11 protein-coding genes and 1 tRNA gene are annotated in these 16,097 nt (G+C 72.2%); 10 read left to right on the top strand and 2 right to left on the bottom strand.

What is annotated here, in order from left to right; all coding sequences use genetic code 11:
* Positions 1–1,381: 1,381 nt before the first annotated feature.
* From KMS84_RS17785 to KMS84_RS17765, 5 genes are all read left to right on the top strand, one after another.
* Positions 1,382–2,671, top strand: coding sequence for an ABC transporter substrate-binding protein (locus KMS84_RS17785; RefSeq protein ID WP_256917221.1), 1,290 nt, complete (start codon positions 1,382–1,384; stop codon positions 2,669–2,671).
* Positions 2,672–2,685: 14 nt separating this feature from the next.
* Positions 2,686–3,642: a carbohydrate ABC transporter permease gene (locus KMS84_RS17780; protein WP_256917220.1), complete on the top strand. Its 957-nt coding sequence runs from the start codon at positions 2,686–2,688 to the stop codon at positions 3,640–3,642.
* Positions 3,639–4,514 (top strand): carbohydrate ABC transporter permease, encoded by an 876-nt coding sequence (locus KMS84_RS17775; protein WP_256917219.1) that lies wholly within the window; start codon positions 3,639–3,641, stop codon positions 4,512–4,514. Before KMS84_RS17780 ends, KMS84_RS17775 begins: the two co-directional genes overlap by 4 nt.
* A gap of 10 nt (positions 4,515–4,524) precedes the next feature.
* The gene (locus tag KMS84_RS17770; protein WP_256917218.1) at positions 4,525–5,124 is read left to right on the top strand and encodes a hypothetical protein; all 600 of its coding nucleotides are present in this window, start codon (positions 4,525–4,527) and stop codon (positions 5,122–5,124) included.
* Positions 5,125–5,306: 182 nt separating this feature from the next.
* Complete coding sequence (locus KMS84_RS17765) at positions 5,307–8,042, top strand: exo-rhamnogalacturonan lyase family protein (protein WP_256917217.1); 2,736 nt, start codon at positions 5,307–5,309, stop codon at positions 8,040–8,042.
* A 7-nt stretch (positions 8,043–8,049) separates the two neighbouring features.
* Here KMS84_RS17765 and KMS84_RS17760 read toward each other — a convergent pair whose 3' ends face one another.
* Positions 8,050–10,554, bottom strand: coding sequence for an SCO7613 C-terminal domain-containing membrane protein (locus KMS84_RS17760; RefSeq protein ID WP_438818948.1), 2,505 nt, complete (start codon positions 10,552–10,554; stop codon positions 8,050–8,052).
* 64 nt (positions 10,555–10,618) lie between these two features.
* Between KMS84_RS17760 and KMS84_RS17755 the strand changes: the two genes are divergently transcribed.
* Both KMS84_RS17755 and KMS84_RS17750 read left to right on the top strand, forming a co-directional pair.
* Entirely contained in the window at positions 10,619–11,065 is a 447-nt protein-coding gene (locus tag KMS84_RS17755; RefSeq protein WP_256917215.1) for an SRPBCC family protein, read from the top strand.
* Positions 11,066–11,104: 39 nt separating this feature from the next.
* Positions 11,105–11,176 (top strand) — tRNA-Val (locus KMS84_RS17750).
* 129 nt (positions 11,177–11,305) lie between these two features.
* On the opposite strand, the gene KMS84_RS17745 is transcribed toward KMS84_RS17750, so the two are convergent.
* Positions 11,306–12,031 (bottom strand): 3'-5' exonuclease, encoded by a 726-nt coding sequence (locus KMS84_RS17745; RefSeq protein ID WP_256917214.1) that lies wholly within the window; start codon positions 12,029–12,031, stop codon positions 11,306–11,308.
* A 168-nt stretch (positions 12,032–12,199) separates the two neighbouring features.
* On the opposite strand from KMS84_RS17745, the gene KMS84_RS17740 reads away from it, so the two are divergent.
* The 3 genes from KMS84_RS17740 (at position 12,200) to thrS (ending at position 16,079) form a co-directional block, all read left to right on the top strand.
* On the top strand, positions 12,200–12,766 hold the full coding sequence (locus KMS84_RS17740; RefSeq protein ID WP_256917213.1) for a DUF4365 domain-containing protein: 567 nt from the start codon (positions 12,200–12,202) through the stop codon (positions 12,764–12,766).
* On the top strand, positions 12,763–14,013 hold the full coding sequence (locus KMS84_RS17735) for a hypothetical protein (RefSeq protein ID WP_256917212.1): 1,251 nt from the start codon (positions 12,763–12,765) through the stop codon (positions 14,011–14,013). Before KMS84_RS17740 ends, KMS84_RS17735 begins: the two co-directional genes overlap by 4 nt.
* An 89-nt stretch (positions 14,014–14,102) precedes the next feature.
* A complete protein-coding gene (thrS, locus tag KMS84_RS17730) occupies positions 14,103–16,079 on the top strand; it encodes a threonine--tRNA ligase (RefSeq protein ID WP_256917211.1) in 1,977 nt (658 codons plus the stop codon).
* Positions 16,080–16,097 lie beyond the last annotated feature (18 nt).

Genomic DNA, 16,097 nt, shown 5'->3' with positions numbered 1-16,097 from the left:
AGCCCCTCCCGGCCCCTCCCGGCCCCTCTCGGTCCCATCGAGCTGCGTCGGGCCATCGATGTCTGTGGGACTCGTGGGGCGATCCCGGACTCGGTGGCCACCGCTGCGGCTGCCACCGCGATGACAGCGCCCATCGGGGCGGTCCGAGGGTCCGCGACCGGCAAGCTCGGCCTGCCGCCTGCCGCCTGCCGCCTGCCGCCTGCCGCCTGCCGCCTGCCGCCTGCCGCCGTGCGCCTCCGGCGACGTCAGTGGCCTGCCTGTTCGCGGTGCCAACTGGCCGCCCGTCATCGGGACGCCCTTCCCGGGTGCCGCTCCGGGGCGTCGCCGGAGGCTCTCCCCGTGCCACGGTCGCCGTGCCCTCTGTGGGCGCCGCTGTCCGGTCGCGTCGCCGCCTCCACTCCGGTGCCGCTGTCGCGTCCGCGATCGGTCGCCTGACCTCGGGACGAGGCCCTCGTCGCCCACCCCGCGGACCGCCCCGCTGACCGGTGCGCTGACCGCACTGCTACTTCCACTCCGAGCCGGGAGCCGATCACCGCTCCCCTGGATGCGAGATGTCCCGACCACCCGCCACCGACCACCCGCCACCGGCCACCCGCCGCCCGCTCGAACCGAGGTCCGCGTACTTCTCGGACCCGCCTCGGCCTCTGCTCGTCTCTCCCGTTCTTCAGTCGGCCCGAGCGGCTGGATCTGCTCGATTCTCCCGTCCCTCGATTCTCCCGTCCCTCGGTCCGCCCGTGCGGGTGGTTCCGGCCACGCCCGATGCCGGCGCGGACGATCCGTCAGTCGCGGGGAGGCCCACGCGGACGGTCCGTCAGTCGAGGGGAAGCCCCCGCGGGCGATCCGTCAGTCGAGGGGAAGCCCCCGCGGGCGATCCGTCAAGCCCACCCCGGTGCCCGCACGGACGACCCGTCAAGCCGCGCCCTCCGCACCACCACCGGCAACACCCTCACCAGCTGACCCCTGACCCCTGACCCCCCGTCACCCGTAACTCCCCGTCACCCGCATCCCGCCACGCCCACGCGCCCAGCCCCGCGTGATCCCGCCGCCCCTCTTTTGCACACCGTCCACTTACCTCCCTCGGTGCCGTCCACCCCGCCCGCAGGACGCCCCGTCCGCCCGAGGCGGGTTTCGGCCGTTCGCTCATGGTGCGGGCGACCTGATCCTCGGTTCGGTGCGCCGAACGGAACCCCCTCACCAGGGACTTCGCGGCCGGGCGCGGATCGAGCCGTCCGGGAACGGGCGTCCCGCCGCGCAGCAGCCGCACAAGAAATTCCTGTCCGAATCATTGACGGTCTCTCAACCCCCTCGTACCTTGTGCCAGCAAGCGCTTTCTTGAAACGATTCATGCAAGCGGCAACGACGCTGCGGGGAGGGCCCGACTGTGGGAACCAGCAGGAATGTTGAGAGGCGAACGATCCTCAAGGCCGCGGGGGCGACGGCGGCCACGCTGGGCCTGGCCGCGACCACCGGGTGCGGGGGAGACAGTGGGACCTCCGCCGACGGGACGGTGACGATCCGTTACGCGTGGTGGGGCGGCGAGCCGCGCACCATCGCCATCAAGAAAACGATCGCGCTCTTCGAGAAGAAGTACCCGAAGATCAAGATCAAGCCCGAATTCACCGACTACGAGGCGTTCTGGGAGAAGTTCCAGACCCAGGCCTCCGGCGGGAATCCGCCGGACGTATTCCAGAATGCGGTGGGGTTCCTGCGCAAGTACGACAAGCGCGGTGTTCTGATGGACCTCAAGGCGCAGGCGGACGCGGGGAACCTGAAGCTGGACAGCTTCCGCAACGGTGTTCTGGCGAACGGTCAGGTCGACGGCAAGCAGATCGGCATACCCGTCGGCGCCAACACCATGGCGCTCGTGATCGACCAGAAGGCTTTCAGGAAGGCGGGCGTCGAGGCGAAGTTCGGCTGGACCTGGACCGAGTACTTCGCGGCGCTGCAGACGATCCAGGACAAGCTGAAGATCGCCGGCGACACCGGCTACTTCGCCATCATGTACCTCTACGACCTGTACCTGCGTCAGAACGGCAAGGCCTTCTTCACCGAGACCGGCCTCGGATTCACCGAGGACGACGTGACGCAGTGGTGGGAGGACGGCTACAAGCGCGTGAAGTCCGGGCTCGTCGCCGACCCGAAGAAGATCGAGCAGGTCAAGCCGAAGTCGGGTCTGTCCGCGGGTCTCGCCGCGTCGGAGTTCACCTGGGACAACTTCTCCATCCGCTACCAGGGCGAGGGCGATTCGGACTACGGGCTCGCGCCGATCCCCACCACGAACGGCAAGGACACCGGCCAGTACCTCGGCTCGCTGATGCTGAGCGCCTTCTCCGGGACCAAGCACCCCAAGGAAGCGGCCCAGTTCATCGACTTCATGGTCCACGACCCCGAGGTCGGCAAGATCATGGGCTACGACCGCGGCATCCTCGCCACGAGCGAGCAGTACGACGCCTTCAAGCCGACGGACGCGCAGAACAAGGGCGTCGCAGCCTACGAGGACGAGGTCGCCAAGGCGGGCGTGCTGGGGAAGATCACCCCGCACCCCTCCGGCGCGGACGTCGTCGAGGCGGCCTTCCTGCGCATCGGCGGTGAGGTCGCCCAGGGCAAGACCAAGCCGGCCGACGCCGCGAAGGCGCTGTTCAGCGAGGCCAAGGCCGCGTTCGCGGGCTGAGGGGACGTACCGCCATGACGCTCGTCAAGGAAGCACCCGTCCGCCCGGCGAAGAAGCGGCCCGCCGCTCCGGCCGCCGGACGTCGCGGGCGGCTGCGCGAGAACCTCGCCGGCTACCTCTTCATGTCGCCGTGGATCGCGGGGTTCACGCTGCTCACCGCGGGGCCGATGATCGCGTCGCTCTACTACGCGTTCACGAGCTACAACCTGTTCACGCCGCCGAAGTGGGTGGGGCTGGACAACTTCACGACGATGTTCCAGGACCCGCGCTGGCAGAAGTCGGTCGAGGTCACGCTCAAGTACGTCGTGGTGGCGACGCCGCTGAAGCTGCTCCTCGCGCTCGGCGTGGCGCTGCTCCTCGCGCAGAAGCGGCGCGGGCAGGTGCTGTACCGGGCCGCGTTCTACATGCCGTCGCTCATCGGGGCCAGCGTCTCCGTCGGCTTCGTCTGGCGGGCGCTGTTCTCCGACGACGCCGTGGTCGACCGTACGCAGAAGATCTTCGGAATCGACGTGGGCGGCTGGATCGGCAACCCGGACTACGTCCTGTACGCGCTGGTCGCCCTGAGCATCTGGCAGTTCGGCGCGCCGATGGTCATCTTCCTCGCGGGGCTCAAGCAGGTGCCGAGGGAGCTGTACGAGGCCGCGGAGATGGACGGGGCCGGCCCGCTGCGGCGGTTCTGGAACGTCACGCTGCCGATGATCTCCCCGGTCCTCTTCTTCAACGTGCTGCTGGAGTCGATCCACGCGTTCCAGGTGTTCGGATCGGCGTACGTCGTCTCCGACACCCGGTGCGGACCGGCCGACGCCACCTTGGTCTACACCTGCTACCTGTACCAGAAGGGCTTCAAGGAGGCCCAGATGGGCTTCGCCTCCGCGATGGCCTGGACGCTGGTGGTGGCGGTCGCGCTGGTCACGGCGGTGCTGTTCTGGTCGCAGAAGAAGTGGGTGCACTACGAGGAGGCCGCCAAGTGAGCACTGCCACCACCCCCGTCGCGCGGGCAGCGAAGGAGCGGCGGCGTGTCGGCTCCCTCGCCTGGCACGCGGGCGCGCTGCTCGTGCTCGCGGTCGTCCTCTACCCGGTCGTCTGGGTGCTCGGCGCCTCGTTCAAGCCGAGCAAGGACATCATCGCCAGCCTCGACCTGCTGCCCGCCAAGCCGGTCTGGGCGAACTTCTCGGGGCTCGCCGACGGCATCTCCGGGATCTCCGTCGGCAGCTTCTTCACCAACTCGCTGATGTACGCCCTCCTGGCCGTGGCCGGCGTGGTGCTCTCCAGTTCGCTGACCGCCTACGCCTTCGCCAAGATCCGGTTCGCCGGGCGGAACCTGCTGTTCACGCTGATGATCGGCACCCTGCTGCTGCCGTACCACGTGCTGCTCATCCCGCAGTACGTGCTGTTCCGCAACCTCGGGTACATCGACACGCTCGTCCCCCTCGTGGCGGGGAAGTTCCTGGCGACGGAGGCGTTCTTCGTCTTCCTGATGGTCCAGTTCATGCGCGGGCTGCCGCGCGAGCTGGACGAGGCCGCCAAGCTCGACGGCTGCGGCCACCTGCGGACCTACTGGTCCATCGTGCTGCCGCTGAGCCGTCCCGCGATCATCACCAGCGCCATCTTCGCCTTCATCAACGCGTGGAACGACTTCATGGGCCCGTTGATCTACCTCAACACCCCCTCCAAGTACACGGTCTCGCTGGGGCTGATGATGTTCCGCGACCAGGAGGGCATCTCCAACTACGGCAGCATGATCGCGATGTCACTGGTGGCGCTCGTCCCGGTCGTCGCCTTCTTCATGGCCTTCCAGCGCCATCTCATCGACGGCATGGCCACCTCCGGACTGAAGGGCTGAGGGGGTCGCCATGGCGCAAGCACGGGTGAAGGCCCGCTCCGCACGCGGGGAGTCGGTGTTCGGCGAGCGGTTCGCGGTCTTCGCCGAGTGTCTGCTGACCGGGGTGTGGATCGCGGTCGCCTGCCTCGGCGTCGTCACCTACCCCGCGGCCCTCGCCGCCGGCGCCCGGCACCTGCGGCGTCGCACGAGCCACCAGGACGGCGGTCTGCGGGACTTCCTCGCGGACTTCCGGGCGGCCGCGCGCGGCGGATGGGTCGTGGGACTCGCCGGCTGGGCGGCGGCCGCCGCGGTCCGGGTGGACGTGCTGGCCTCACGGGCCGGGCTGCCCGGCGGGCCGTTCGCCGGGGCGGTGGGCGTCTTCGCGCTGATCGCGCTGGCGGTGGCGCTGCTGCGGGCGGCGGCCGTCTGGACGCCCGGCACCCGCTGGCGGGCGCTGCTCGCGGACGCCGGACGGCGCACCCTGCGCGATCCCGCGGGGTCCTTCCTGATCGTCTGCGGGCCGGTCGTCGTCGCCCTGTCCGCCTGGTTCCTCCCGCCACTGGCGGTCCCCGCCCTCGGGGCCGCCGTCGCGGCGGCCGTCGCCGTCGAGGTGCGCCACCGGCACCGCTGACGGCGGATCCTCGTCCCGGCGGCCGCCCGCGCCCCGGGGAGGCCGCCTTCGACCGAGGGCGACGCCTCGCGCGTCGCACCTACCCCCTGTCATGCCCCTGACCATGTGTCGTGCCCCCGACCAGCCGCCATGCCCCTGACCATCCCTCTGCGCCAGCCGCACGGAAAGGAAGGCTGCATCCCATGTCTCCCCTCCCTCGAAGGTCCCTGCTCAAGGCGGCGGCCGTCGCCGGCGCCGCCGCACAGTTCAGCTGGGCCCTAGGAGCCAAGGACGCCGAGGCCGCGCCGAGAGCCGCGGCGGCGGACACCGATCCCGTCACCCTTCACTGGCTGGAGGACGGCGGCCTCGGCGCCGCACCCGGCTCCACGCTCGGCGTGCCCTGGCCCAGGGGCGCCTTCCGGGAGGACCAGACCTTCGCGCTGACCGACGCCGACGGCAAGGACGTCCCCGTCCAGTCCTGGCCGATCGCCTACTGGCCTGACGGGTCCCTCAAGTGGACCGCCCACGCGGTGAGTTCGGGCACCGGCAAGCTCACCCTGGCCGCCGGCTCCCCGGCCGTCCCCGCCGGAAAGGTCACCGTCGACAAGCGCGGCGGCACCGTCGACGTCTCGACGGGCGTCATCACCGCGAGGATCGGCACCTCGGGCTCCACGATCGTCAAGTCCGTCACGCGAGGGTCCACCGAGATCGCCAGGAACGGCCGGCTGGTGCTGATCCGCCAGCCCGAGATCGAGGACGAGGACCAGGGCGCCGTCAGGACCGAGCGCTTCGACGGGGTCGTGGACGCCGTCGCCGTCGAGCAGTCGGGTCCGGTCCGCGCGGTCGTCCGCATCGACGGCAGGCACCGCAGGGGCAGCCGCAGTTGGCTGCCGTTCTCCGTCCGCCTCTACTTCTACGCCGGCGCCGACTCCTTCCGCATGGTCCACACGATCACGTACGACGGGAAGCAGGAGCCCGGCAGGGCGAGCGGCGACTTCATCCGGGGCCTGGGCGTCCGATTCACCGTCCCGATGCGCGACGAGTCCTACGACCGGCACGTCCGCCTCGGCGGAGAGGGCTCCGGCCTGCTGCGCGAGGCGGTCAAGGGCATCACCGGACTGCGCCGCGACCCGGGCGCGGCGGTCCAGGCGGCGCAGTACGCGGGCCGGAAGCTGCCCGACCCGTCCACCTGGGACCAGCGGGTCACCACCCGCCTCCGATACATCCCCGAGTGGGGCGACTACACCCTCTCCCAGCTCTCCGCCGACGGCTTCACCGTGCGCAAGCGCACCAAGAAGGGCCACGGCTGGATCGGCGCGGGCGGCGGCCGGCGCGCATCCGGCTTCGGCTACGTCGGCGGGGTGAGCGGCGGCCTGTCCTTCGGCCTCAGGGACTTCTGGGAGAAGCACCCCTCGCAGCTCGACGTCCGTGCCGCGCACACCGACGAGGCCGAGGTCACCCTCTGGCTCTGGTCGCCCGAGGCGCAGCCCATGGACCTGCGCTTCTACCACGACGGCATGGGCCAGGACACCTACCCCGAGCAGCTCGAAGGCCTCAACATCACCTACGAGGACTACGAACCCGGCTTCGGCACCCCCTACGGCATCGCCCGTACCTCGGAGCTGCTGTTCTGGGCCAACGAGTCGACGCCGTCGCCGCAGACGCTGGCCGAACAGGTCGCGGCCGTAAGGGTGCTGCCGCAGCTCGCCGCGCCGCCGAAGCAGCTCATCAAGGCCAAGGTCCTCGGTCCCGGCCTCTACTCCGAACCGGACCGCTCCACCCCCGCCAAGGCGAAGATCGAGGACCATCTCGACTTCCTCTTCACCTACTACAAGGACCAGGTGGAGCAGCGCCGCTGGTACGGCTTCTGGGACTACGGCGACATCATGCACACCTACGACGCCGTCCGGCACCAGTGGCGCTACGACATCGGCGGCTACGCCTGGGACAACTCCGAGCTGTCGCCGGACATCTGGCTCTGGATGGCGTACCTGCGCTCCGGCCGCGCGGACATCTTCCGCTTCGCCGAGTCGATGACCCGGCACACCGGGGAGGTCGACGTCTACCACCTCGGCCGGTGGGCGGGGCTGGGCACCCGGCACGGCGTCCAGCACTACGCCGACAGCGCCAAGCAGCAGCGCATCGCCAACACCACCTACCGCCGCTACTACTACTTCCTCACCGCCGACGAACGCGTCGGCGACCTCATGCACGCCAACGTCGACTCCGACGAGACGTTCCTCGCCCTGGACCCGCTGCGCAAGATCCGCACCGAGCCCTACACCCCCGACCGGCACGCCCTGTCCATCGGCTTCGGCACCGACTGGAGCGGCCTGGTGTCGGCCTGGCTCACCGAATGGGAACGCAAGGGCCCCAAGTGGGAGAAGGCCAGGGCGCGCGTGCTGTCCACCATGGAGACCATCGCCGCCCAGCCCAACGGCTTCGTCCAGGGCAGCGGTCTCTACGACCTGGACACCGGCAGGTTCGCCGTCGCCGCCGCCCCCGTGGTCGGCGTCTCCCACCTGTCGGCGGTCTTCGGCCTGAACGAACTGTGCGCCGAACTGATCGACCTGGTCGACATGCCGGAGTTCAACGAGGCCTACTTCGACTACTGCCGCTACTTCAACGCCACCAAGGCGGAACAGGCGGCGCGCTACGGCTCCCACTTCGGCACCCTGCTGCTGTTCCAGGGCCACTCGCGCCTGGACGCCTACGCGGCCGTGCGGACCGGCGACGCGGCGCTCGCCCAGCGGGCGTGGGCGAAGTTCTACGGCTCCGACGGCTACACCGAGTCCTCGCCGTGGAAGACGGAGCCGCTCAGCGGCCCCGCCACCCTGGTCGCGGGCAGCGAGGCCGCCTGGGTCGCGACCAACGACACCGCGCTCTACGGCCTCGCGGCCATCGAGAACCTGGCGCTGCTGGGCGACAGGATGCCGTAGCGTCCGGTCAGTTCATCCTGCCCAGGACATCGCGCACCCGGCGGACGTCCCGCAGCCGCTGCTCGTACGTCGCCCCGAGTGCGAGCAGCAGCAGTCCGGCGAGGGCGGGCGGCGCCCAGCGCGGCAGCACCTCGCTCACCTGGACCAGGTACGGGGCGAGTTCGTGCAGGGCGTCCAGGACGAGGACCGATCCGCCGAGCACGAGCGGGGCCTGTAGACGGTGCCGGGCCCCCAGCAGGGTCAGCAGCAGCGCGGCCGCGCCCAGCAGCAGGGGGCGGGGCCAGCCCTGGTCGCCCCACGCGACGGCGAGGCTCGGCACCAGCGTGGCCGACAGACCCGGACCGTACGCGGTCCAGGAGGAGGCCTCCGGGTCCCGGCGCCGGCGCATGACGCCGACGCACAGCGCCGGGACCGTCACCGCGAGGGTGTACGCCTCGACGTGACCCACCTGCCAGGAGGCCAGCCGCACCCAGGAGGACAGCGCGAACAGGACGACGGCCGCGTAGCCGACGCGACGCCGGTCCGGGCGCACCGCCGTGCCCGCGGCGATCACCGCGCACAGCGCCAGCACCAGGGCCAGCAGCGGCGGGTCGAACACCGCGAGCCCGACGGCCGACAGGCCCGCGCCCGCGCCGACGCTCTCCACCACGACGGTCGTCGCCCGGTCGCGGGTCCGCCAGGCGACCGGCGCCGCGACCGCGGGCACCACCAGCACCAGCAGGGCGATGTGCTCCGGCCGCCAGCCGGCGGCCGCGCCCGCCGCCACGGCCAGACCCGTGGCACAGCTCAGCGCGGCGCCGGCGGCCACGGCCGCCGCACGGCCGCGCCACGCGGCTCCCGCGAACAGCGCGGTCAGCGCCGCGAGCACGGTGAGCGTCGCCGGCTGCGCGGCCAGGGAGAGGAGGGCGAGAGCCAGGGAGACGAGCACGGCGAGCGCGGCGGTCACCCACGGAGTGCGCGCCGCGTCGGCCACGGAGGCCGCGAGGGACGCCGGAGTTGCCGGGGACGCCGAGGCCGCTGAGGGCGGCGGGGTGGCGGGAGCGCTCGAGGCCGTCGTCGCCAGCAGCGCCGCGGCCGTGGCTCCCAGCACGAACAGATCGACCACGTAGGGGAGTTCCAGGGCGGCGGGGGCCGTGATGGCCGCCGCGCAGAGCAGGGCGAGCGCGGCGGTCCGCGCCTGCGCACGCCACTCGCCGTCCGGGACCGCCGTCGCCAGGACCACCGCGACGGCGGCGAGGAGCAGCGGAGCCGTGTCGGCGTACGGCGGCCAGAAGGCGTCGACCGTCACCGCGGCACGGGCGTCGGCCGGGACCCCGGACCAGATGTGCCCCAGCCAGGCCGCGGGGCCCAGCAGGGCGACGCCGACGGCCGGAACCGCCCACAGCACCGCCCCCGCCTGGACCAGCCCCGAGGCCCAGGCGACGCCCCGGCGCACCGCCTCGGGACCCCGGACGGCGGCCAGCAGCGCGATCCCGCAGGCCAGATACCCCGGCACGGCCCAGTCGCCGGGCGTGGAGACCCGCAGAAGACCGCCCACACCGGCGACGGCGCACAGCGCTCCCGCCAGCGCCCCGCCCGCCGCGAAAGCGGGGTGCGGGGCGAACCGGGCCACCCCCACGGCGATCGCCGCCGCGAGGGCGAGGAGCGCCGCCGCGCGGAGCGCCGCACCCGGACCGGCCGCCGTCAGCGACAGCCCGCCGGCCGTCAGAGCGCCCCAGCCGCCGGTGGCGAACGCGCACACCAGCGCGACGGTGCGCACCGGGCCCGGCGCGGCCCGCAGCGCGAGCGCCGCGTCGCACGCGGCCGTCAGCAGCACCGCCGCCGTCAGCGTGTGCGCCCCGGCCCCGGCCGCGGCCGCCCAGAGCGGCAGCACGAGCTGGGCGAGGGTCAGGGCGGCCGGGCGGGGCAGCCGCGGCGCGGCCGTGCCCGGCAGCGCGGCGAGCGCGGTGCCGTACGCCGCCCAGAGCGCCGCCAGCACCGTCGAGGCCAGCGCCGCGTACGTCGTGCCGTCCGCCGCGCCGAACGCGACCTCGTACAGGGCGTACGCGTCCAGCACGGTCAGGGCGAGACCCAGACCCGCGACCGACTCGGCGGTCGCACGCAGCCCCCGCCGCAGCAGTGCCACCGGCGCGCCGAGCACCGCGAGCGTGACCGCGCCGAGCACCGCACTGCGTCCGGTGATGCCGAGGTGGCCCCAGCTGACCAGGGTGAAGACCATCGCCGCGACGGTGAGCAGCACCCCGCCGAGCAGGAGGAGAACGTTCTGCACACCGGGGGCGGTGGCCTCCGGACGACGGGCCGGGACCGCGGGCGCGGACCGGCTCGGCCACCCCGGCGCGACCGGCGCCGCCGCCTGCTGGAGGGCGGCGACCAGCCAGGCGCGGCGGGCCAGCAAATGGGCCCGACGGGAGTCCAGTTGGCGCAGCTCGGTGTCGAGGAGCCGCAGTTCCTCGGCCGGAGGCGGAAAATGCGTCATGGCTCGAAGTGTGGTCGGCGTCACGCCCGCAGGCATGAGCGCGCGTACTCAGAACGTACTCATCCGCACTGGTGGGGCCGTGCGCGGGCACACTCTGCCCATGGACTGGACCCGGTACCGCTTCCACAGCCGATGGGCCCTGCCCGCGTCGCCCGATCGCGTGTACGCGGCGCTCGGCCGGGCGGAGGACTACCCGCGCTGGTGGCCCGAGGTGCGCGAGGTGCACCGGGTCGACGAGAACACCGGCGTCGTCCGCGTCCGCTCCGTCCTCCCGTACGACCTGACCTTCACCGTGCGCGCGGTGCGCGACGATCCGGCCGCCGGGGTCCTGGAGATCGCGCTGTCGGGCGATCTCGAGGGCTGGGCGCGCTGGACGGTCACCGCCGACGGCCGCGGTGCCGTCGCCCGTTACGACCAGGCGGTCCGCGTGGACAAGCCGCTGCTGAGGCGTCTCGCCGTGCCGGGACGGCCGCTGTTCCGCCTCAACCACCGGCTGATGATGCGTGCCGGGCGGCGCGGTCTGGCGGCCCACCTGGAAGCGGTTTGAAGGAAGCGCACGGAGACCTGTATGGTTCAGTGCGTTCCCGGGCGATTAGCTCAGTGGGAGAGCGCTTCGTTCACACCGAAGAGGTCACTGGTTCGAACCCAGTATCGCCCACCGGGAGAGGCCGGTCCGCATACAGCGGACCGGCTTTTTTCACGCCCGTGGTCCCTGACGCCCGTCGTGCCCGTCGTGTGCCGCGTGCGCCGGGCAGGCGTCCTGGGAGCGCCGGGCGCGCCGGGCCTCCTACGCGGCGGCCGGCATCTCGGGCCGCAGGGGCCACGACGTGTCCACCGTCTCCGGGGTGCCGCTGCGGGCGAACCACGCCTGAAGTCCCCGCGCCTGCGCCGCGTGCCAGGTCGTCTGCAAGGTGTGCAGCTCGGCGGGGGACAGGCGCTCCAGCCGCGTCGCGAACCGGCGGCCCAGCGCCCGGACCACCTCCAGCGCGGCCAGCGCGTCCGCCGCCGCGTCGTGCGCCTCCGCCAGCGTCACCTCGTAGTGCGCGCACAGGTCGGTGAGCGTGCGCCGGCCCTTGCGGTAGCGGTCCAGGTGCTTGTCCAGCACCCGGGGGTCCAGCACCCGCAGCGGTGTCGCGTCCAGCCAGTCGCCCAGCGACGAGGCGCGGTGCCTGCGCAGCTCACGGTCGAGCAGCGTCAGGTCGAACGGCGCGTTCATGACCACCAACGGCCGTCCCGCCGCCGCCTGTTCGGCGAGCAGCTCGGCTATCTCGAACATCACCGGCGACGGCCAGCGGCCGTTGCGCTGAAGATGGTCGTCGGTCAGCCCGTGCACCTCCGTCGCCCCGGCGGGCACCGGGACGCCCGGGTTCACCAGCCACCGGCTCACCCGTGGCCGCGCACCCGGCGCGTCCTGGACGACGAGGGCGGCCGACACGATCCGGTCGGTCTCCACGTCGACGCCCGTCGTCTCCGTGTCAAATGCGGCCAATGGGCCCTCGTACCAGTACGCCATACCTACTCAACCCCTCGTTCACCCACGGCAGCTGACGCACCGTCTTCTGCCGCTTTGGTGATACCCGGGCTGTTTGCGCCGTACGCCGGACGGAGACAACACGAGTACGGGTCTTTGCAGTTCAGCGGCCCGTCACGGGGACGGGTCCTGAGGGGAAGGCTGTTGGCCATGGCGATTGCGCAGCCCGAGCGGGGCGGGCTGCTGCCTGAACGCGCGGACGTTCACCGCGGCACGCTCGCCACGACCGCCTGCATGGAGACGCTCCAGGTGGGCTATCTGCACGCCGTCGCGGCGGCCGCCGGCTGCTCGCTGTCCCAGCCGTTCCCCGACAACGGGATCGACTGGCACGTCAGCCACAGCGCACCCGGGCACACCGTCGACGACGAGGTGACCATCAAGGTGCAGCTCAAGGCGACCTACCAGGTGCGCCCGGACCCGCCGGGCCGCTTCTTCTCCTTCACCCTGGACAACGACCACCTGCGCAAGCTCGCCCGCACCCCCGTCTCGGTGCACAAGATCCTCGTCGTGATGATCGTCCCCCGGTCGCGGGAGCAGTGGCTGCGGGCCGGCCACGACCGCCTCGACCTGCGGCACTGTTGCTACTGGGTCAATCTCGCCGGCCACCCGATCACCGGCCGGACCCGGACCACCGTGCGGATACCGACCACACGCATCTTCGACGACCGGGCGCTGTGCGAGATCATGACGCGGGTCGGGACGGGAGGCAGACCGTGACCCACCGCCCCCTCGACGAACGGCTCCGGCCGGTGCGGCCGCACCCCGAGACCCTCTGGAACCAGCCGCCGGAGCCCTCCGCGGTCGACCCCGCGGTCCTGGGCGCGCTGCTGCGCCGGCACGGCTGGCAGCGCCGGGGCGGCGCGGCGGGACGCTACGGCCGCTGGACCCCGCCGGGGCCCGGCGGCGCCGGGACGAGCCTCCTCGTGCCGGAGAGCCGCGCCTTTCCCGACAGCGACGACCTGCTCGGCGAGGCGCTGGCGGCGCTCACGCGCAGCGGCACGCCCGCCGCGCGCGAGGTGCTCGTCGCCCTGGCCGTGCCCAGCGACGAGATCCGCTGGTGGCGGGACGCGCCGACCGGGCCCGCGGGGGCCGCCTCCTGGGCCGTGGAGGAGCAGCTGCGCGCCGCCGCCCGCCAGGTGCTGCTGGCCGGCGCGCTCGCCACCCGGGCGCGGGCGGGCTACTACGGCGCACGGCACCGACGCGCCGCCCTCGCGACCCTGGACGACGTCCTGGTCGGATCCGCGACCGGGGGACGCAGACTGACCGCCTTCGTGCCGGTCGCCGGCGCGCGCGCCCTCGCGGTCCGTCTCCACCAGGCTCTCTACGCGGTCCGCGAGGCCGTCGACTACCAGCGGGCCACCGGCCGCATGGACGCCTTCGACGGTGCGGTGGAGGCCGGCGCGAGCCGCGAGCTCACCGAGGCGCTGATCGCCCTGGTGCGCGGCGCCGAGGGCGCCCGGATCGCCGTCGAGTGGTCGCCGGCGGCCGGCGTGCCCGCGGACTGCGCCGCGGGCGGGGAGCCGGTGGAGTTCTCTCCCGGCGACCTGTCCGTGCTGCGCGAGGCGGGCGCCCGCTATCTGCGCGAGGAGCCCTCCGTGGGCGTGCGGATCACCGGCACCGTCGTCCGTCTGCGCAGGCCGGGACCGCGTGGCGACGGAAGCGTGCGCCTGCGGGTGCTGGCCGGCGCCGACATCCCGTATCTGCGGCTCACCCTCGGCGAGGAGGACTACAAGACCGCCGGGCAGGCCCATCTCGTCGGACTGCCGGTGCGGGTGCAGGGCCGGCTGGAGAGCCGGGGCGGGTTCCGCCGGCTCACGGGCGCCTGCGGCGTGGCCCCCGTGCAGGTGGACGAGGCCGAGCGGGACCGGCTGATGAAATCGGCACAGGGGAACGCGGCGGTCGCGGACGTCTTCGAGGAGGCCTGCGCGCAGGACGCCCGCGAAGGGGAGGGGCCGCAAGGCTGATTTCGCGGTCGGCGGGTGCGGGTCGGTACGATCGCCTCTTGCGCGCGCTCACGGTATGGCGCCGCACCCCCTTCAGTCAGGAGAGACCGGTGTCAGACGTCCGTGTGATCATCCAACGCGATTCCGAGCGGGAAGAGCGCACGGTGACGACGGGCACCACGGCCGCCGAGCTCTTCGCCGGCCTGCGCTCGATCGTCGCCGCCCGGGTGGCCGGCGAACTCAAGGACCTGTCGTACGAGGTCCGCGACGGCGACGAGGTCGAGGGCGTCGAGATCTCCTCCGAGGACGGCCTGAACATCCTGCGCCACTCCACCGCGCACGTGATGGCCCAGGCCGTGCAGGAGCTCTTCCCCGAGGCCAAGCTGGGCATCGGCCCGCCGGTCAAGGACGGCTTCTACTACGACTTCGACGTCGAGAAGCCCTTCACGCCGGAGGACCTCAAGGCCGTCGAGAAGAAGATGCAGGAGATCCAGAAGCGGGGGCAGCGGTTCGCCCGTCGCGTCGTCACCGACGAGGCCGCCCGCGAGGAGCTCGCCGACGAGCCCTACAAGCTGGAGCTGATCGGCCTCAAGGGCTCGGCCTCCGCCGACGACGGCGCGGACGTGGAGGTCGGCGCCGGCGAGCTGACGATCTACGACAACCTGGACGCCAAGACCGGCGAGCTGTGCTGGAAGGACCTCTGCCGCGGTCCCCACCTGCCCACCACCCGCACCATCCCGGCCTTCAAGCTGATGCGCAACGCGGCCGCCTACTGGCGCGGCAGCGAGAAGAACCCGATGCTCCAGCGCATCTACGGCACCGCCTGGCCCTCCAAGGAGGAGCTGAAGGCCCACCTCGACTTCCTCGCCGAGGCCGAGAAGCGCGACCACCGCAAGCTGGGCAGCGAGCTCGACCTGTTCTCCATCCCGGAGCAGATCGGCTCCGGCCTCGCCGTCTTCCACCCCAAGGGCGGCATCATCCGCCGGGTCATGGAGGACTACTCGCGCCGCCGGCACGAGGAGGAGGGCTACGAGTTCGTCTACACCCCGCACGCGACCAAGGGGAAGCTCTTCGAGACGTCGGGCCACCTGGACTGGTACGCCGACGGCATGTACCCGCCCATGCAGCTCGACGAGGGCGTGGACTACTACCTCAAGCCCATGAACTGCCCGATGCACAACCTGATCTTCGACGCGCGCGGCCGCTCCTACCGCGAACTGCCGCTGCGCCTCTTCGAGTTCGGGACCGTGTACCGGTACGAGAAGTCGGGCGTCGTGCACGGCCTCACCCGCGCCCGCGGCTTCACGCAGGACGACGCGCACATCTACTGCACCCGTGAGCAGATGTCGGAGGAGCTCGACAAGACGCTCACGTTCGTCCTCGGCCTGCTGCGCGACTACGGCCTGACCGACTTCTACCTGGAGCTGTCCACCAAGGACCCGGAGAAGTTCGTCGGCTCCGACGAGGCCTGGGACGAGGCGACCGAGACGCTGCGCCAGGTCGCCGAGAAGCAGGGCCTGCCCCTCGTGCCCGACCCGGGCGGCGCCGCCTTCTACGGGCCGAAGATCTCCGTCCAGACCAAGGACGCCATCGGCCGCACCTGGCAGATGTCGACCATCCAGCTCGACTTCAACCTGCCCGAGCGCTTCGACCTGGAGTACACCGGCCCGGATGGCTCCAAGCAGCGCCCGGTCATGATCCACCGCGCGCTGTTCGGCTCCATCGAGCGGTTCTTCGCGGTGCTCCTGGAGCACTACGCGGGCGCGTTCCCGGCGTGGCTGGCCCCGGTCCAGGCGCTCGGCATCCCGATCGGCGACGCGCACGTGGAGTACCTGGAGACGTTCGCCGCGGCCGCGAAGAAGAAGGGGCTGCGGGTCGAGGTGGACTCCTCCTCCGACCGCATGCAGAAGAAGATCCGCAACGCCCAGAAGCAGAAGGTACCCTTCATGGTCATCGCGGGCGACGAGGACATGGCGGCCGGCTCGGTGTCCTTCCGCTACCGCGACGGCTCCCAGGAGAACGGCATCCCGTTCGACGAGGCCCTCGCGAAGATCGCGAAGGTCGTCGAGGAGCGGACGCAGGTCTGACGACGTGCGGCGCGGGCC

Source organism: Streptomyces hilarionis (genome assembly GCF_024539675.1).
Taxonomy (GTDB): Bacteria; Actinomycetota; Actinomycetes; order Streptomycetales; family Streptomycetaceae; genus Streptomyces; species Streptomyces hilarionis.
Note: the sequence above shows the minus strand (reverse complement) of the source record. Positions and strands in the feature narration are given on the sequence as shown.

Coding starts and splice junctions, on each gene's coding strand:
- KMS84_RS17780 (WP_256917220.1), top strand. CDS start 2,686: ATGACGCTCGTCAAGGAAGCACCCGTCCGCCCGGCGAAGAAGCGGCCC.
- KMS84_RS17765 (WP_256917217.1), top strand. CDS start 5,307: ATGTCTCCCCTCCCTCGAAGGTCCCTGCTCAAGGCGGCGGCCGTCGCC.
- KMS84_RS17770 (WP_256917218.1), top strand. CDS start 4,525: ATGGCGCAAGCACGGGTGAAGGCCCGCTCCGCACGCGGGGAGTCGGTG.
- KMS84_RS17755 (WP_256917215.1), top strand. CDS start 10,619: ATGGACTGGACCCGGTACCGCTTCCACAGCCGATGGGCCCTGCCCGCG.
- KMS84_RS17745 (WP_256917214.1), bottom strand. CDS start 12,031: ATGGCGTACTGGTACGAGGGCCCATTGGCCGCATTTGACACGGAGACG.
- KMS84_RS17760 (WP_438818948.1), bottom strand. CDS start 10,554: ATGCCTGCGGGCGTGACGCCGACCACACTTCGAGCCATGACGCATTTT.
- KMS84_RS17740 (WP_256917213.1), top strand. CDS start 12,200: ATGGCGATTGCGCAGCCCGAGCGGGGCGGGCTGCTGCCTGAACGCGCG.